General features: G+C 45.6%; 14 protein-coding genes. 6 read left to right on the top strand and 8 right to left on the bottom strand.

The features are described 5' to 3' along the window. Position 1: 1 nt before the first annotated feature. Entirely contained in the window at positions 2–661 is a 660-nt protein-coding gene (locus ACFFUV_RS10730) for a transglutaminase-like cysteine peptidase (protein ID WP_390192305.1), read from the bottom strand. A gap of 46 nt (positions 662–707) precedes the next feature. Beyond that, the gene (locus tag ACFFUV_RS10725; protein WP_390192303.1) at positions 708–2099 is read right to left on the bottom strand and encodes an HlyD family type I secretion periplasmic adaptor subunit; all 1392 of its coding nucleotides are present in this window, start codon (positions 2097–2099) and stop codon (positions 708–710) included. Between the two features lie 202 nt (positions 2100–2301). On the opposite strand from ACFFUV_RS10725, the gene pdxH reads away from it, so the two are divergent. Continuing rightward, a complete protein-coding gene (pdxH, locus tag ACFFUV_RS10720) occupies positions 2302–2937 on the top strand; it encodes a pyridoxamine 5'-phosphate oxidase (RefSeq protein ID WP_390192301.1) in 636 nt (211 codons plus the stop codon). Here the strand turns inward: pdxH and ACFFUV_RS10715 are convergent. The 3 genes from ACFFUV_RS10715 to ACFFUV_RS10705 all read right to left on the bottom strand — a co-directional run bounded on the left by ACFFUV_RS10715 (position 2934) and on the right by ACFFUV_RS10705 (position 7064). Further along, positions 2934–3689 (bottom strand): helix-turn-helix transcriptional regulator, encoded by a 756-nt coding sequence (locus tag ACFFUV_RS10715; protein ID WP_390192299.1) that lies wholly within the window; start codon positions 3687–3689, stop codon positions 2934–2936. The genes pdxH and ACFFUV_RS10715 overlap by 4 nt on opposite strands. A gap of 324 nt (positions 3690–4013) precedes the next feature. Then, positions 4014–5834, bottom strand: coding sequence for an SUMF1/EgtB/PvdO family nonheme iron enzyme (locus tag ACFFUV_RS10710; RefSeq protein WP_390192296.1), 1821 nt, complete (start codon positions 5832–5834; stop codon positions 4014–4016). A 129-nt stretch (positions 5835–5963) separates the two neighbouring features. Continuing rightward, the gene (locus ACFFUV_RS10705) at positions 5964–7064 is read right to left on the bottom strand and encodes a PEGA domain-containing protein (protein WP_390192292.1); all 1101 of its coding nucleotides are present in this window, start codon (positions 7062–7064) and stop codon (positions 5964–5966) included. Between the two features lie 424 nt (positions 7065–7488). On the opposite strand from ACFFUV_RS10705, the gene ACFFUV_RS10700 reads away from it, so the two are divergent. From ACFFUV_RS10700 to putP, 4 genes are all read left to right on the top strand, one after another. Beyond that, a complete protein-coding gene (locus ACFFUV_RS10700; RefSeq protein ID WP_390192289.1) occupies positions 7489–8313 on the top strand; it encodes an AraC family transcriptional regulator in 825 nt (274 codons plus the stop codon). A gap of 184 nt (positions 8314–8497) precedes the next feature. Then, positions 8498–11617 carry a bifunctional proline dehydrogenase/L-glutamate gamma-semialdehyde dehydrogenase PutA gene (gene putA, locus ACFFUV_RS10695; protein WP_390192287.1) on the top strand — a complete coding sequence of 1040 codons (3120 nt, stop codon included), beginning with the start codon at positions 8498–8500 and terminating at the stop codon, positions 11615–11617. A gap of 23 nt (positions 11618–11640) precedes the next feature. Continuing rightward, positions 11641–12330 (top strand): 1-pyrroline-5-carboxylate dehydrogenase, encoded by a 690-nt coding sequence (locus ACFFUV_RS10690; RefSeq protein WP_390192286.1) that lies wholly within the window; start codon positions 11641–11643, stop codon positions 12328–12330. Between the two features lie 67 nt (positions 12331–12397). After that, a complete protein-coding gene (gene putP / locus ACFFUV_RS10685) occupies positions 12398–13879 on the top strand; it encodes a sodium/proline symporter PutP (RefSeq protein WP_390192284.1) in 1482 nt (493 codons plus the stop codon). Between the two features lie 185 nt (positions 13880–14064). Here putP and ACFFUV_RS10680 read toward each other — a convergent pair whose 3' ends face one another. Beyond that, the gene (locus ACFFUV_RS10680; RefSeq protein WP_390192282.1) at positions 14065–14328 is read right to left on the bottom strand and encodes a hypothetical protein; all 264 of its coding nucleotides are present in this window, start codon (positions 14326–14328) and stop codon (positions 14065–14067) included. 81 nt (positions 14329–14409) lie between these two features. Between ACFFUV_RS10680 and ACFFUV_RS10675 the strand changes: the two genes are divergently transcribed. Then, positions 14410–14886, top strand: coding sequence for an Lrp/AsnC family transcriptional regulator (locus ACFFUV_RS10675; RefSeq protein WP_093270211.1), 477 nt, complete (start codon positions 14410–14412; stop codon positions 14884–14886). Positions 14887–14946: 60 nt separating this feature from the next. Here ACFFUV_RS10675 and ACFFUV_RS10670 read toward each other — a convergent pair whose 3' ends face one another. Together ACFFUV_RS10670 and ACFFUV_RS10665 are read right to left on the bottom strand one after the other, a co-directional pair. After that, entirely contained in the window at positions 14947–15714 is a 768-nt protein-coding gene (locus ACFFUV_RS10670; protein ID WP_390192278.1) for a siderophore-interacting protein, read from the bottom strand. Between the two features lie 93 nt (positions 15715–15807). Then, complete coding sequence (locus tag ACFFUV_RS10665; protein WP_390192276.1) at positions 15808–16395, bottom strand: LysE family translocator; 588 nt, start codon at positions 16393–16395, stop codon at positions 15808–15810. Positions 16396–16460 lie beyond the last annotated feature (65 nt).

Here is a 16460-nt window from a genome sequence, read left to right as displayed (position 1 = left end):
TTTAATCATAATTGACGATCGGTTTATTCAGTTTGAGTGAGCGCTCACGACTTCTTAAGTCATTCCATAGACTGAGTCTAGATGACTCACCCGCTAACTGCCCTTGATTTGACTTCATTAACCACAGATTTTTACCGTTAAAACTGTATATCGGTAGTAGATCTTTACGTGTAGAAGCAGGTTTAATCACTGGATTAATATTGTCCAAAATCAGTGGTTCTGAACTTGGCCTTTGATAATACGCAAGAACCATATGAAATTGGTTAAGTTCTAATGCTTTAACATACACCAGTCGTAGTTTTGTGTCTGAGACGCCCAGTTCAAGTAATGAAAAGTATTTTGCTATCGTAAAGTCTTCACAATCACCGGCGTTAGCACCAAGAAATTCGAGCGGTGTAGCCCAATAATCATTTTTACCCCAAAGGTTTATGTCATTGACAAAGTTTAGCTGATTAAAGAAACGATTGACGCGCTCAATTTGTTGCCTTTCATCGAGTTTTTGATAATTTTCCATCTCTTCGCGCCATGTTGTCACGCGTTTCGCGGCTCGTTCTCCGTAGGTGGTACGCACAGAGTCGACCCATTGCTGTTCAGTGCGGTTTAAAGCAAAGGTAAAGGTCGAAAGGATTAAAGCGAGTAACGCGGACAACCAACGGGTCATGTTATCCAAATTCTCAATGAAACGGGTGAGGGTCGGCAAATCATTGTTATTCCTTGAGCGCATTTTGTTGCGCACTTAAAATGGGGGTTAATAAATATTCCATGACGGTGCGCTTTCCGGTAATGATATCGACCGACGCGGTCATTCCTGAAATAATCGGTAAGCTGGTGTCATGGTTTAGTGAGGTTTCTTTGGTTCTCACTCGAACTAAGTAGTAACTGTTGCCTTCTTCGTCTTGCGTTGTATCTGCACTAATATGCTCTAAAGTACCAGATAATCCACCATATTTGGTAAAGTCGTAAGCACTAAATTTAACGACAGCCGGTAAATTGGGGCGCAAAAAGGCAATATCTTGCGGTGCAATTTTTGCCTCAACTAACAGCGTATCTTCACTCGGGACGATTTCCACAATATCCATCCCTGGTTGGATAACGCCCCCGACCGTATTAATGTTCAATGTTTTTACTGTCCCTGTCACTGGTGAGATCACCACCGTTCGATTGACCCTGTCTTGCAGGCCCACCGCGGATTCGGTGAGTGCAGAGAGCTTATCTTGCACTTGGTTAAGCTTTTCTTGCTGCTCTGAGCGAAAACGTTGTGCGGCTTCAATTCGGTTGAGCATTGCTTCACGAATCGCCGAAAGAAGCAAAGGGATTTTCAATTCACTGGAGGTGAGTTCTCGTTTGGTATCGTTGACTTGACGCTGCAGTTTTAGAATCTCGATTTGCGGCACGACACCCTCTTCGGCAAGGGGTGTGGTGATCTCAAGTTCTCGATTGGCGAATTGATAACTGGCCTTGAGGTTACTCACCCGGGCTCGTGTTTCAATTAAATCCTGCTGCTTTTGTTTAACCTGCTGATCAATCTGCGAAATTTTATTGCGTAAGTTGTTAAGGTCGAGCTGATATTCCACTTTTTGCCGAGCAACAAGTTCGGGCCTTTGTTGTTCAAATTCTTGAGGAAATATCAGCAATGAATTGTCAATTTGAACGTTTTGTGTCCAATCCTTTTCATTGAAGTTATCGTTAATTGCGACGCTATCGATGGAGGCTGATAATTGATAAACACTGGCGCGGAGATTCGCCACTTGTTGCTCTCTTTCTCGAAAGTCAGAGCGAAATAGTGTGTCATCAATCAGCAGTAACTGTTGTCCTTTGTTGACATGTTGACCCTCACGCACCAAAATTTCTTTGACTAAACCCCCTTCCAAATTTTGCACTATTTGCACTTGTGAAGAGGGGACCACTTTACCTTGGCCAGCAGTGACTTTGTCGATTTCTGCCCACGAAGACCACACGCCGGCGGCAATAAAGAACAGAACGACGAGCCATAACATTATGCGAGCATTACTTGGTGTGTTGAGAAGCAAGGCCGCGGTCTGATCATCGATGTAGTCAAGTTCCTGCTGTGAAAGCTTGTTATAACTGCTTTTTCCCATACTCATCCCTTGCGGTTACCACTACGTATAAAGCAATAGATAAAAAGTCTGATATATAAACTTTTGCTGATACTGTGTATTTTAGAAGTCTTCTGACGAATACGAGAACTTATTGCTGGTTTTGACTGACTTTGTATCGAGGCATAGCTTGTTTTCTCAATAATATCAGCGCACAATCTAGCAAAAATTAGTGGGGGTTAAGATGGAACTTGAAGATATCCGCCGTGAGTACATTCGAGGTGGCTTGCGAAGAAAAGATCTGCTTGCTGATCCAATTAAGCAGTTTGATGTGTGGCTGCAACAAGCGATCGATGCCAAGCTGACCGATCCGACGGCGATGACAGTGGCAACCGTTGATGAAGACGGGCAACCATTCCAACGCATTGTTTTACTTAAGCACTTAGATAATAACGGTTTTGTTTTTTATACCAATCTAGGCAGCCGTAAGGCTCAGCAGATCAGTCACAATAATAAAATCAGTTTGCACTTTCCCTGGCATCCCCTAGAACGTCAGGTTCATGTTACTGGCATCGCGCACAAATTATCGATGGCGGAAAACATCAAGTACTTCTCATCTCGCCCGAAAGAGAGCCAGATCGCAGCGGTCGCGAGTAAGCAAAGCAGCCGCATTTCTGCGCGTGGGGTCCTTGAAGGTAAGTTCTTAGAGCTGAAGAAGAAATTTGAAAGTGGCGAAGTTCCAGTACCAAGCTTTTGGGGTGGCTTTCGGGTTGAGCCTCAAACGATGGAATTTTGGCAAGGAGGTGAGCATCGCCTTCATGATCGTTTTCTATTTAGTAAGCAGCAGCAAAGTTGGGATATCGACCGCTTAGCACCTTAAGCACGAATCTGTTGCTCGCTAGGCTCCTGAGCCTTCATTTGGTCATGGGGTCTGGCAATGTTCAGTATGACAGAAAGTTGCGTTTTTAGCAGGCTTTGAGGAATATGAGAACCAAAGCCGTATTCTAGTGCTTTTTCTATCAGTTGAGTCTGATTCAACGCGCCAAATTTATCACGTAGTTTTACGATATACCCTTCAAACGTTTTCACCGAAATATTCATCACCTCAGCGATGAACTGTGGCTTTTTACCGCATAACAATAAAAATAGCGTTTCTGATTCACGTGGTGTTAAGCGGTGGCTAAGTGCTGTGTATTGTTCGTGATCATGAGCCGTTACGGCAGTTAGTTTATCTTGGCTTTGGCAGACCCAATGTCCGATCTCAAAAAGGACGGAATCGGTTAAATCTTGGGCAAAAAAGATCACCCCTTGCACTTGACCATCATAATCAAACCAAGGCTTTTTGGTAAAAATGTGAGCGCGCCATTGACCATCCGGATAAGGGTGGATATCAAGAATTTTCAGTTCTTGGCCACTTTCTACCACCAATTTGTCCTGAGCTTTAAAGGTGTCTGCACAATCGGCAAGCGGTGAAGGTAACTCATGCTCACTTAATCCAATACATTGCTCCGGCGAAGTGAGGCCAACCAGTTCAGAATATGACTGATTCACATACACAAAGACCGAGTCTAAGTTTTTGCATCCCCAATAACCGGGAATTTGCTTAAGCAGTGAAACGAATTGGTTGTCCACATTAAGTACCCTGACCCTATACACGAAAGATAGAGGTGTTCCCTCTATCTCATTGGTGCGACATACAAACCAAGAATACTAAATAAAAAAGCCAGCCGGCTGAGCCGACTGGCGAAAATCGGAATAGGTGAGTTGGACTTCACCTAATCCAAAAGGCAGCAATATGCTGCATTGAGACATATCAACAGAAGAACCGTAACAGTTAGGGATATGCTACAGCTCTAATAATATAAGTTAGCGGCAAACAGTGAAGGCGATAAGGGGGGATTTCCCTCCCCTTTATCGCAGAGTGAATAATAGAGACATAATGATTATGAACGGCGGTTATTTCACTGTGCGTACCACTCGAAAGCCGACATAGTTAGCGGATGCCGAAGGTTCGATAAACAGTTGCTGATGAGCGGCCGCCATGTCGGGAGAGAAGTTCCAAGCCCCACCTTTGGCGACACCGCGTGGATCATTGGTCCACTGCCAAACGTTACCGACGGTATCGTATAAACCAATTGGGTTTGGTGCGAAACTCTTTACAGGGGCAGTACTGATGTTTGACCAAGGCGTTCCGCTCCAGCCGGTATTGGCTTCCCCAGCGCGAAACTCATCCCCCCACCAATACTGCGTGTGCTTGCCAGCGCGTGCGGCAATTTCCCACTCTTCTTCCGAAGGAAGGCGATAGTGGAAACCGGTGCGTTGGCTTAGCCAATTGATGTAGGCTTGCGCATCGTTACGGCTGATACATACTGCAGGAGAGTCGGCAGTTTGTTTGAATCCCGGATTACGCCAATAGCTCTTTGCAATCGCGGTAATGTCCGAATCTTTTATGGTAGTACAGGTATTTTTGAGCTCGGCATCGGTTTGATATTGTGTTCTATCGATGAAGGTTTCAAACTGTCCAACCGTAATCGGCGTGGTACCAATTGCGAAAGCATGATCAAGGTGAACTTGATGGGAAGCATTTTCACCGATGTAATATTGTCCTGGGGTAACGGCGACTAAATCCGGCGCTTTTAATTTACCTTTGACACTGTCGGCGAACCGCTCGCCAGCTTTTAAGCGATTTTCATATTCGTATAAATTCGCGCGTAATGCCTGATCTGATTGAATGTTGATCTCTTGCTGAAACGAGCGATAGCCCTCTTTGGCGATCATTACAGTGTGTTTGCCAACGGGCAACATCACTTCAAGCGGCGTACTACCGTAAGAAACGCCGTCGATGGTGACGTGATCGTCATATTGGTTTGAACGCACCGTTAAACTGACCCAAGCAATCTCTTTTTGGGCACTGAGTTCACTATCACCAACGCCAGGGGCAAAGCAATACTTGGTATCAAGTCCAAGTAGTTGGCAGGCTGCGCGTTCTGGCGCCCGCGATTCCAGAGCGACATCAAGTACCGTGCGATAGCGCATGCCGTCATAAAACCCTGATTCAGTCACATGATGACTAAGAACATGGATGTTGAGTGAGGCATCGCTAAGGTGCTGCCGGGCAATTTGAGCTTCCGAGGTGCTGTCAATTAAACGCGTTTGAAATTGTTTTACGGCTTTTTGTAAACCAAGGTCTCGGGTCTGTTGATCACATTGAGCAAGGGTCATCGAAGATTGGCAACGATTAGTAAAGCTAACCTTAAGGGTTTCTTGATGTCTCAACTCTTTCTTAAGTCGGTCAGCACGCGCCCGTAACTTAGCGGTTTCCAATTCTTGAATAGATTGCATTAGCTCGTCAACAGCGGCTTGCTTTTGGGCTAACTGAGACTCTTTTTCTTCGAGTTGTTGCTGCGCGTCTAGGCGTTGAACTTGGTTCTGTTTTACCTTGGCCCACGCTTGTTGGTAACTTTGCTGTGTCGCGGTAATATCCAGAGTTGGGTCGTCAATGATTCGTTGATAATCGCGTGCCAAATCCGTTTTGACTTTACCCAGCTCCGCATCGAGTCGCCGCGCATTTTTATTTAGCTGGCGCAGTGTGGCTTTTTGAGTATTAACCGCAGCATGTTGCTCATCTCTTTGTTCACGCGCCACTTTGAGTTCTGAATGGCGGGTAAAAAGAGCATCTTCGATACCGACAACGGTGGTTGGAAGCGCTTCTGCCCATACATGAATACTATTCACGCTGAGCAGAGCAATCAATAAAGAGGGGAGACCTAGGCGCATTCTCATTCTACTTCAATTATCATCCGTTTTTCGCCTCACTCATCTCAAGTGCCAAAACCGTCATGCGAAGTGACTGCCTTTTCCAGCACTTGAGCGAGAATCATGCTCAGCGAAGAAACACTAAAAGAATTAACTGTCTTTATTGGGTCTGAGCTTAACCCAAACAGTATCATTGCCAGAGACAGTAATGGTTCGGTTGTAGGTTTCATACCCGTCTTTGGAAACCGTCACTTGATGGCGTCCTTGTGGCAATACTACTTCAACCGGCGTACTACCGTAATCGACGCCATTGATGACCACGTCATCGTTGTATTGGTCGGAACGAACAGTGACATTGGCCCATGCTGGATCTTTGGGTTTGTTATCGTTCGCCTGACCTTTTAAACAGTAGCGATTTTCAACGTTCAGTAATTGGCAGGCAGCCACTGCTTCAGGCTTCGCTTGCAGTTGTGCCTGCATTTGAGTGAAGTAATTATTATTGCCTTCAAATCCTGAGCGAATAAATTGGCTTTCTTGAATATGAATATTGAGTTCAACACCCTGAGCGTTGCGTTTCGCAACCGTTGACTCCGTCAAGCTGTCCATTAAGTTTTCGCGAAATGCTTTCACCGCTTTTTGTTTCGTCAGGTGTTTGCCTTGATTAGAACATTGGCCTAATGTCATGGTCGAAGAACAGGCGGTTTGATACTGGGTTTCGACAACTTGGCTTTCACGAAGCTCGGCATCTAAGCGTTTAACACGGGCTTCTACCTTTTGCTCTTTCAGGTAAGAGTGCTCAGAGTTCAAACGAGCTTGTTTTTGTTTGATTTGCGACAGCCGCATTTCGCTTTCTGTCATTGCCTGCTGATTCTCAAGTTGCTGCGCTTGGTTATCTTTAACCGCTGCCCATGCTTCTTGATAGCTTTTTTGGAATGAAACTAAGTCGATATCAGGGTCGTCGAGTAAACGACTGTACTGCTTGTCTAAGGCGGATTTAGCTCGATTCCGTTTTGCATCCAAATCTTGCCCTTCGCGCTTGAGTTTGGCTTGGTCATTCTTTAGTTGCTGAAGTTGATCGGCTTCAAGATGATACTCTTGGGCCATCGCATCCAATTCTGCTTGCTTGTTTGAGAGTTTGGAGTCGATCGCGGAAATCGGATCCACAGGTGTGACTTCTTCCGCTGAAATCGCTACCGATACCCAAAGAGGGCATAGCGCCAACAAGAGCGCTGGGGTTCGACGTAATATCATAGTTCCCTGCAATCAATTAACGTGGTTACATCACCAATGTGAAAAGACAATATTTTGACGGTCCTCACAATGAAAACGGTCTATTTATAATTTTTTAATAGCTCGGTAGCACTTTTTTGCGGTCTCAGAACTTAACCGTTTGTATGTCATATGAAAGTGCTATTTCTCATTTTGAGCAGATTACTAAATTATGCAAGAACATATACGGAACTACGTGCGTGATCTTAAGCAGAAATCGCATTGACCGTAATTTCTGTGCGCTTGATCATTGTTCCAAAGTATCGAGTTAATCTAATTTCATATGAGTGCAATTCCATATATAACCAAGGCATATACAATCAAATGCTAACTGGCTCACAAAGTTTCGAGTTCTGGCGATTTTGGTATACCATCGCAGGAAGTGAAACTCAGGCAGATGGCATGAATGAAAACCCCACTCGATACCATGAAACCCACGCATAATGATGCCAAAGTTTTGTCGCCTCGCCCGGCAGAGCTGATTACGTTACCTTCTCATATGGATTGCCATGATCACCAATACACTCAGATTGTGATTGGGCTTAAAGGTCAGGCGGAATTTGACGTGCGTGGCATTGGTAATCGAGTTGGCCCGGGGCAGGGATGTGTGGTGACGCCTTCGACCAATCACGCATTTGGTGGTGTAGAAAACCAGTCTGATATTTTGGTGTTGAACCTACAAACGCCTACCGAAGATGACCCTTTGATGTTGCAAAAGATCAATGACCTGAGTCAATGCGATGTCTACTTTAAGCTCGATAACCAAATTCAGCGCATTATTCACTTACTGGTTGGTGAGATGGATGCGCATCCTGATGATTTGCTTTTGAGCCGTGCTTGCAATGACACTGTGATGGCACTTTTGCAACGTCATATTTCTGCATTTCAGACGCCCCGCAAGGATTCCCGGTTTGATCTCGATGTCATTGATCGTTATATCGAGCGTCATATCGGTCGCCGAATCAGTGTCGCGCAATTGGCTGGCAGTGTATTTCTTGGGGAAAGTCAATTCCACATGCTGTTCAAAGAACAGATTGGTATCACGCCCCATCAATATGTTTTGAATAAACGCATCGATCTGGCAAAAGCCTTAATAGAGCAAGGCGAGCTTACCATTGGCCAAATCGCGGAGCTAACGGGCTTTTCAGGACAAAGCACTTTCACCCATACCTTTTCACGTCTTCAGGGCTTGTCACCAAGCCAGTATAAAAAGCAATATTCTGTTAAATAATCAAAATGTAGTGAATTAAATATTATCAACTGCACGTGAGATTGTTTTTAGTTTGTTAATAAGCAGAGGAAATAGCAAAAAGCTCGGAGTTTTTGACAAGTATTCAGCCTGCGCTCACAATACACTGCAAGCCATTGTAGGAAATCTGAAAAATTTGTTCAGATGTTGAGATTGAGGAACGCGCATGTTTACTGCGACCGATGTGTTGAAAACCGAGTTTGTTGAGCAGCCGCTTGAACAGCTTTGGTCACTGATCTCACCACTATATATGGTGGATGAATCACAATGGCTTGAACAGCTATTACCCCTTGCGACTTCCAGTGAGGCTGAGAAAAATCAGATCACTGAGCAAACCACTGAATTAATTCATGCGATCCGTGCCGATAAAAAGTCGATTCAGATGATCGATGCGCTGCTATTAGAATACAGCTTGGATACGCAGGAAGGCATTTTATTGATGTGTTTGGCTGAAGCCTTGATGCGAGTCCCCGATGCCGCGACCGCTGATGCGCTAATCAAAGACAAACTCAGTGTTGCTGATTGGAAGTCACATCTGAAGAATTCAGACTCGGTTTTCGTTAATGCGTCTACTTGGGGATTGATGCTAACGGGTAAGGTGATTGGCCTTTCTGATACACAACCGCCAAGCCCGGCTCAAGCGGTCAATAGCTTAGTTAATAAGTTATCTGAACCTGTGATTCGTAAAGCGATGCACCAAGCGATGAAAGTCATGGGGTATCAATTTGTGCTGGGACGCAGCATTGAAGAAGCACAGAAAAATGGTCGCAGCATGCGCGATAAAGGATTTACCTATTCGTATGATATGCTCGGTGAAGCCGCATTAACCCGTGATGATGCGCACAAATACTTTCAAGATTATCTCACCGCTATCGATGCGGTAGGGCGTAATCGTTACGGTGATAGTACCAGCCCTGCTGCTTCGGTTTCGATTAAGTTGTCGGCGCTTCATCCCCGTTACGAAGTTGCGAATGAAGCGCGAGTGATGACTGAGCTTTATGACACGTTACAAAAGCTGCTTGAGCGAGCCATTGACGTTGATGTTGCTATTACTATTGACGCTGAAGAAGCGGACCGTTTAGAGCTTTCTCTTAAACTATTTGAAAAAGTTTACCGTAGCGATTTAGTGCGAGGTTGGGGTAAGTTTGGCCTGGTGGTTCAGGCGTATTCGAAACGTGCCCTGCCTGTATTAGTGTGGCTAAATGGGCTTGCGAAGCAACAAGGTGATTTGATTCCACTGCGCTTAGTCAAAGGGGCGTATTGGGATAGCGAAATCAAATGGTCACAACAAGCAGGCTATGATAATTACCCAGTTTACACCCGCAAAGAAGCGACCGATGTTTCTTACCTGGCGTGTGCGCGCTTTTTACTAAGTGAGCACGTCCGCGGTAATCTTTTCCCACAATTTGCGAGCCATAATGCACAAACGGTCACCTCGATCGCGGTGATGGCCCAGCACAAAGATTTTGAATTTCAGCGCCTACATGGAATGGGCGATTCACTTTATAACCATGTAATGGCCACGCATCATCAACCCGTTCGCATTTATGCGCCGGTGGGTAGCCACAAAGATTTGCTGCCTTATCTGGTGCGTCGGTTGCTTGAAAATGGTGCCAATAGCTCGTTTGTGCATCGCTTAGTGGATGCACGCTGCCCTGTCGAGACATTAACTCAAAATCCGGTCGATGTATTACAAAGTCACACGACGCTGAGTAACCCGCAAATTTCGCTTCCACCCAATATTTTCCCTGAGCGTAAGAACTCAATAGGGGTAAACATTGATATTGAAAGTGAAGCATTGCCGTTCGAACGCCTAGTTGCTTCATTTATGGATAAGCAGTGGCGAGCGAGCCCGATGATCAATGGGATATGGCAAAGTGATGATCCTTCCGCTCAAACCTGTTATGTCGAAACCATTACTGCGCCTTATGACCGTGATGTGACCGTGGGGACGGTGGTTCACGCAAGCCTTGATCATGTTTCCGCAGCCATTGATGGCGCGCAAGCGGCATTTGATGCATGGAACCAAACCGATAAACAGCAGCGAGCAGCTTGTTTAGAGCGTCTTGCCGACCTATTGGAAGAGAACTTGGCAGAGCTTGTAGCACTGTGTCATAAGGAAGCGGGTAAAACTATCCACGATAGCATCGATGAAGTGCGTGAAGCGGTTGATTTTTGTCGATACTATGCCAAGCAAATTACTCAATTTTCCTCGCAAAGCATTACCGATTTCTCTGGAGATACTCACCAAGTGACTCGCGAAGGACGTGGTGTGTTTGTGTGTATTAGCCCTTGGAATTTCCCATTAGCCATTTTCCTTGGTCAGATAACCGCAGCGTTGGTGGCAGGGAATACCGTTGTTGCTAAGCCTGCAGAGCAAACTAGCTTAATTGCTGCTCGAGCGGTTGCTTTAATGCAGCAAGCTGGCTTTGCGCAAGGCACGATTCAACTGTTGACAGGCCGTGGCGCAGACATTGGTGCGGCTTTGACATCTCACCATGCGATTGCTGGTGTCGCCTTTACTGGGTCAACCAATACCGCTCAGCGGATTAATTTGTCATTGGCTGAGCGCGAAGCGGCGCCAGTGCCGTTTATTGCTGAAACGGGCGGTCAGAACGCGATGATCGTTGATAGCACCGCGCTGCCAGAACAAGTGGTTCGTGATGTGCTTCGTTCGGCATTTGCGTCAGCCGGACAACGCTGTTCAGCACTGCGAGTCTTATACGTTCAAGAAGACATTGCTGATCGTATCATTGGGCTGATACAGGGGGCGATGCAAGAGTTACAAGTAGGTTTGCCTTACTTGCACGCGACGGATGTGGGGCCTGTTATTGACGCGAATGCCCGTCATAAGCTTCAGGCGCACATTGACCGCATGACCAGCACCGAAAAGAAAGTGGCGCAATTAGAATTACCTGAAACCTGTAAAAATGGCGATTTTGTCGTGCCTTCTGCATTTGAAATCAGCAGTATCAATAGTTTAACGGAAGAACATTTTGGTCCTATTCTTCATATCGTTCGCTATAAGGCCAAAGATTTGGCACAAGTTGTGAATGATATCAACCAGACGGGTTTTGGTTTAACGATGGGAGTTCATAGCCGAAATGAAACCACTTACCGGTGGATAGAGAAAAACATTCGAGTCGGTAACTGTTACATCAACCGTGACCAAGTCGGTGCGGTGGTCGGTGTACAACCCTTTGGTGGTCAGGGGCTATCAGGCACAGGTCCAAAAGCGGGTGGCCCGCATTACCTGTATCGGTTCACTCAGCCCCAATTTTCTTAATTCGGTAAGTAAGGAGAAGGTTTATGGTACATCACGTGACTCGTTTTTCAGATGCTTACTCGGCATGGGAAAATTGGAATCAAACCAGTTTTGACGCTCGTAAAGAGAGTATCTTGACGTTATGCAGTCAACTGTCTGCGCCTGTGTTGTCGGCATTTAATTATCAGATTACTCACGCCAGTCAGCATTTGGCTCAAACACATCAGCTCGTCGGGCCAACTGGTGAAACAAACGAACTTTATACCGCAGGGCGCGGTGTTGCCGTCATCATTCAAGATGAACTCAGCACTCGTGCCCAGCAGTGTGCTGCTGCTCAAGTGGCCGCGGCTATCATCGCAGGAAATGGCGTTATTCTCTGCAGCGATGACACGGCGTTTTCATCGCTACTTGAAAACGCATTTATGCAATCAGCATTGCCCGCGAACCTCATTCAGTTTGCTTCTAATGACGCTTATCAGCAGCTTTTAGAATCAGATGTGCGAATCGTGGGGTATGTCGGTAACAGCGCGGTTGAAATGCAACTTAACCGCCAACTGGCCAAGCGTCACGGTGCCATCGTGAGTTTGGTTTCTGAAACGGATACCACCAACATGCCTGTTGCGTTGGATCCACAACTTTCGCTTCGCTTTATCACCGAGCGTACCAGAACCATAAATATTACCGCTGTCGGTGGCAACACCACCTTATTGGAACTGGGTAGCGAAGCTCATTAAGCTTCCCATTTGATGCCCCAGTTGGGGCATCCAAGGAAGAAAGTTTATAATTAAGAGGATAAAACATATGGAAAATAGCTTTGCTATTACCTCAACGTTTATTGCGTATCTGATAATGATGCTCGCAATCGGCGTTATTGCATACCAACGAACGAAAAACTCGTCCGACTATTTTCTAGGGGGGCGTACATTAGGACCTTGGCCTTCAGCGCTTTCTGCTGGTGCATCAGATATGAGTGGCTGGCTCTTATTGGGTCTTCCTGGCTATGCTTACGCGGCAGGTCTTGAAGCGATTTGGTTAGCTGGCGGTCTATTAGTGGGAACATGGCTCAACTGGTTGATTGCTGCGAAACGTCTTCGTACGTACAGCATTACCACCGACGCCCTCACTTTGCCTGAATTCCTTTCTCGTCGCTTTAATGATAAATCGAAATTGATTCAAATTATCTCTGCGTTCTTTATCCTGTTGTTTTTCTTGTTCTATACCAGTTCAGGTTTAGTAGCTGGTGGTAAGTTATTTGAAACTGTATTTGGTCTTGATTATACCCTTGCGGTGATTGTTGGAACGGTGTGTGTGGTTTCTTACACCCTGTTTGGCGGCTTCTTGGCGGTCTCTTGGACTGACTTAGTGCAAGGTTTACTGATGTCTGCAGCACTGGTGATTGTTCCTCTCGTTGCAATGGAAGGTGATTTGTCGACGCAGCTTGAAAACATTAACCCACAACTGCTGACGATTTGGAACGATGTGAAAGGGGAGCCGTTATCCGGCATCGCCATCATTTCTTTGGCCGCTTGGGGCTTAGGTTACTTCGGACAACCCCATATTTTGGCGCGTTTTAAAGCGGCTCGTTCGAATAAAGATTTAGGGACCGCTCGCCGCATTGCCGTACTGTGGACGGCGATTTCTATGGCTGGTGCTCTATTGGTCGGGCTTGTTGGTCTGGTATACGTGACCAATACAGGCAGCTTGTCTCTTGATGACGGTGAAAAAATCTTCATGCTACTGGTGAATGCCATGTTCCACCCAGTGGTTGCGGGCATCCTGTTAGCGGCCATTCTCGCCGCCATCATGAGTACCGCTGATTCACAATTGCTTGTGTCTTCGTCTGCGCTGGCGGAAGATTTCTATAAGCAAGTTATCAAAAAAGACGCAACATCCGAGGAAATCGTTGTAGTTGGCCGCGTGGCTGTTGTCGGTCTATCGATTGTTGCTCTAATTCTTGCAATGACACCGGATAGCTCTGTGCTTGGCCTTGTTTCCTACGCATGGGCTGGATTTGGTGCAGCGTTTGGTCCTGCCATTTTGCTTAGCCTGTTTTGGTCACGCATGAATCGTAACGGCGCATTAGCCGGTATTGTTGTCGGTGGCGTTACCATCGTAGTTTGGAAGCAGCTTTCTGGTGGTTGGTTCGACCTTTATGAAATCGTTCCTGGATTTATTCTTGCTACGCTGGCGATTGTGGTCGTGAGTTTAGTCAGCGGTGAACCTGAAGAAGCGGTGAAAGCTCAGCACAGAACGTATGAGAAAAATCTCGCTGAACTTGATTAAACAAGTCATGTATTTTCTCTGTAAAATTTTGCCCTGCTATGTAGCAGGGCTTTTTTATTTATACCAGTATTAGTTTCGGAATAAATATTCCAAATTTTTCAGCAAAATTTGATCAACTGGAACTATTTTTCACATTATTGGTCAATATCCGTTGTTGTATGGATTGTAAACAGAGGAGGATTCCGTCATGCCACGAGCGTATTGTCAACGTTGTCACCGTGAAACCAGTCATAAGGTGGTTTTACAACGTTGCATAGCCGAGGACCATTCGCTTGCTCAGCGATTCTTCCATTCTCTCGCCATGTTGCTTCATGGGGATCACTACGTGAAGATGGAGGAGCAAAGTATTTGCCGTGAGTGCAATACGCCTTCGCCGCACAAACGGATCGCGATGTCAGATATACACCCTGTGTGACCGCTGCTGAATCACGAAACCCATATTCTTCCATAGGCGACGACCTCCAACTCCGTTACTATCTATTTTGTTTTATGATCTTTTCTCTAACGATGACGGTTGGAATGAACGCTTCATGGATCTAGATAGAATTGACAAAGAAATCTTACGTTTGCTGCATATGAAAGGGCGTCTGCCCCTAGTTGAGCTAGCAAAACAGGTGAATTTAACCACATCACCATGCTCTGATCGCGTTAAGCGATTGGAAAAAGAAGGTTATATCAAGGGTTACCACGCAGAGCTCAATGCTGAAAAGCTCGGACTGGATGTTCAAGTGTTTATCCATATCCGCCTTGATCAGACCAGTTTTTCAATTTTCGAAAAATTTGCCGATGCGGTGGCAGATATGCCTGAAATTGAAGAGTGCTATTCACTTTCCGGTGATTTCGATACCATGATTAAAGTGCGAGTCAAAGACATGAAGTCCTATCAGCATTTTATGGCGCGTAAACTGGGGACCTTGCCTGGTGTTATTCAGACTCGAAGCGAAGTTGTGATTGAAGAGCACAAGACTAATTTTGGGTTAAATCCAGAGTTAATTTCAACGCTTTAACGGGCGGTGTTGTGCAGAAAAAAGCCACCATGTTTAGGTGGCTTTTTTATTCGGATTCGCTCAATTTTGGGTTTCCATATCTTGGCGTTTAATCACCTTATGCCCATCTTCGGTGACACCTCGTTTCCAATAGCTGCTGAGATAAATATTTTCGCGTCCCACTTCTCTTTCGTTGCGGAAATATTTTCGCATCGCGCGCATTGAATCAAATTCACATGCACACCAGACGGATGCGGTGCCTGCCAACCATTCGAGATCTGGCACAACTTGGTTGATGCTTTGCTCGGTTAGCCAGATAACCTGCATGTTTTCTGGCGCGTCTAGAGGTTGCGTATTTTGTTCATCCTGTACTTGAATCACAGCATACCCTTTTGCATCGCGAGGTAGACGGCGAATTTTGGCTGAAAGGGCGGGCAGCGCTGTCATATCGGCGACCATAAAAAACCAGTCGGCTTCGATATTCATATTTTGGATGGTGCCAGGCCCAGCAATATGAATCTTTTCACCAATCGAGACGGTCATCGCCCAACGAGCAGCAAAGCCACTACTGAGATCATCGGTTTCATGGCGAACAAAATCGATTTCAATCTGGTTTTGTTCAGGTAGATAACGACGAATTGTGTAGGTTCGCATTGAAGGTTTTTCATCGACAGTGAGTGAGTCAAGATCAGTGGCACCCTGAGAATTGAACAGCAGCTTAACGTATCCGCCTTCACAGTCACTTGGGTAATCAGCAAAACCATCACTTTGCAGTAAGATACGTTGCATATTCGGCGTGATGGTGTCACTGCTAACCACGGTGGCGACATTGGGTTTTGGCTTATTCATAGATTACTTTCTCACGATAATTATTCTTGTTCTCACTAAGGTTACCACCTTCTTCAACGCTGCGAAAAGCGTCTTTAAGCAAATTTACATTGCTTAATGGAGCATAGGAAAGGTTGATCCAATGAGCAATAGAGCCATTACATAGTTAAAGCTTTTCACACGCTTAGGTGTGGTCAACCAGGTTTGTAAATGTTGACCAGCGACGACCCAAATACTGGTCGACGGCAAATTGGCAAAAATAAACACGGTCGCGATAATCAGTAAATTGAGCCAAGACGAGCTCGGGTTATAGACACTGACAGCGGTTAACGCCATCGTCCATCCTTTAGGGTTCATCCACTGAAACATAGCGGCTGAAAAGAAATTCATCGGTCGATAACCATCTGTATTTTGTGTTGGCTTGCTGGTGGCGATCTTAACGGCTAAATAGATCAAGTAAATTAAGCTAATCACTTTGAGTACGGTGTGCAGAAAAGGATAGCTATTAAATGCACCAGTTAAACCAGCCCCCACGATCATTAACATAGCCGAAAATCCAAATGTGACCCCCAGCAAGTGAGGAATACTCCGGGCAAAGCCAACATTGGCTCCCGAGGTCATCAGCATAATATTATTTGGTCCTGGGGTAAAAGTGGTAACAAAGGCGAACAGAGCCAAGGCGCTTATGTGAGCGAATTCCATAATATGTCTCTCTAATGACAGTGAAAATCAGGGTAAGTAGGCTGTTTAACTAGCTGAAAATATAA

The organism is Vibrio olivae (assembly GCF_042428525.1).
GTDB classification, from domain to species: domain Bacteria; phylum Pseudomonadota; class Gammaproteobacteria; order Enterobacterales; family Vibrionaceae; genus Vibrio; species Vibrio olivae.
Note: the sequence above shows the minus strand (reverse complement) of the source record. Positions and strands in the feature narration are given on the sequence as shown.

What these genes read in the sequence shown, in the direction of transcription:
- ACFFUV_RS10730 (WP_390192305.1), bottom strand. Translation starts at nt 661, where the DNA reads ATGACCCGTTGGTTGTCCGCGTTACTCGCTTTAATCCTTTCGACCTTT.
- ACFFUV_RS10725 (WP_390192303.1), bottom strand. Translation starts at nt 2,099, where the DNA reads ATGGGAAAAAGCAGTTATAACAAGCTTTCACAGCAGGAACTTGACTAC.
- pdxH (WP_390192301.1), top strand. Translation starts at nt 2,302, where the DNA reads ATGGAACTTGAAGATATCCGCCGTGAGTACATTCGAGGTGGCTTGCGA.
- ACFFUV_RS10710 (WP_390192296.1), bottom strand. Translation starts at nt 5,834, where the DNA reads ATGCGCCTAGGTCTCCCCTCTTTATTGATTGCTCTGCTCAGCGTGAAT.
- ACFFUV_RS10705 (WP_390192292.1), bottom strand. Translation starts at nt 7,064, where the DNA reads ATGATATTACGTCGAACCCCAGCGCTCTTGTTGGCGCTATGCCCTCTT.
- ACFFUV_RS10700 (WP_390192289.1), top strand. Translation starts at nt 7,489, where the DNA reads ATGAAAACCCCACTCGATACCATGAAACCCACGCATAATGATGCCAAA.
- putA (WP_390192287.1), top strand. Translation starts at nt 8,498, where the DNA reads ATGTTTACTGCGACCGATGTGTTGAAAACCGAGTTTGTTGAGCAGCCG.
- ACFFUV_RS10690 (WP_390192286.1), top strand. Translation starts at nt 11,641, where the DNA reads ATGGTACATCACGTGACTCGTTTTTCAGATGCTTACTCGGCATGGGAA.
- putP (WP_390192284.1), top strand. Translation starts at nt 12,398, where the DNA reads ATGGAAAATAGCTTTGCTATTACCTCAACGTTTATTGCGTATCTGATA.
- ACFFUV_RS10680 (WP_390192282.1), bottom strand. Translation starts at nt 14,328, where the DNA reads ATGGAAGAATATGGGTTTCGTGATTCAGCAGCGGTCACACAGGGTGTA.
- ACFFUV_RS10675 (WP_093270211.1), top strand. Translation starts at nt 14,410, where the DNA reads ATGGATCTAGATAGAATTGACAAAGAAATCTTACGTTTGCTGCATATG.
- ACFFUV_RS10670 (WP_390192278.1), bottom strand. Translation starts at nt 15,714, where the DNA reads ATGAATAAGCCAAAACCCAATGTCGCCACCGTGGTTAGCAGTGACACC.
- ACFFUV_RS10665 (WP_390192276.1), bottom strand. Translation starts at nt 16,395, where the DNA reads ATGGAATTCGCTCACATAAGCGCCTTGGCTCTGTTCGCCTTTGTTACC.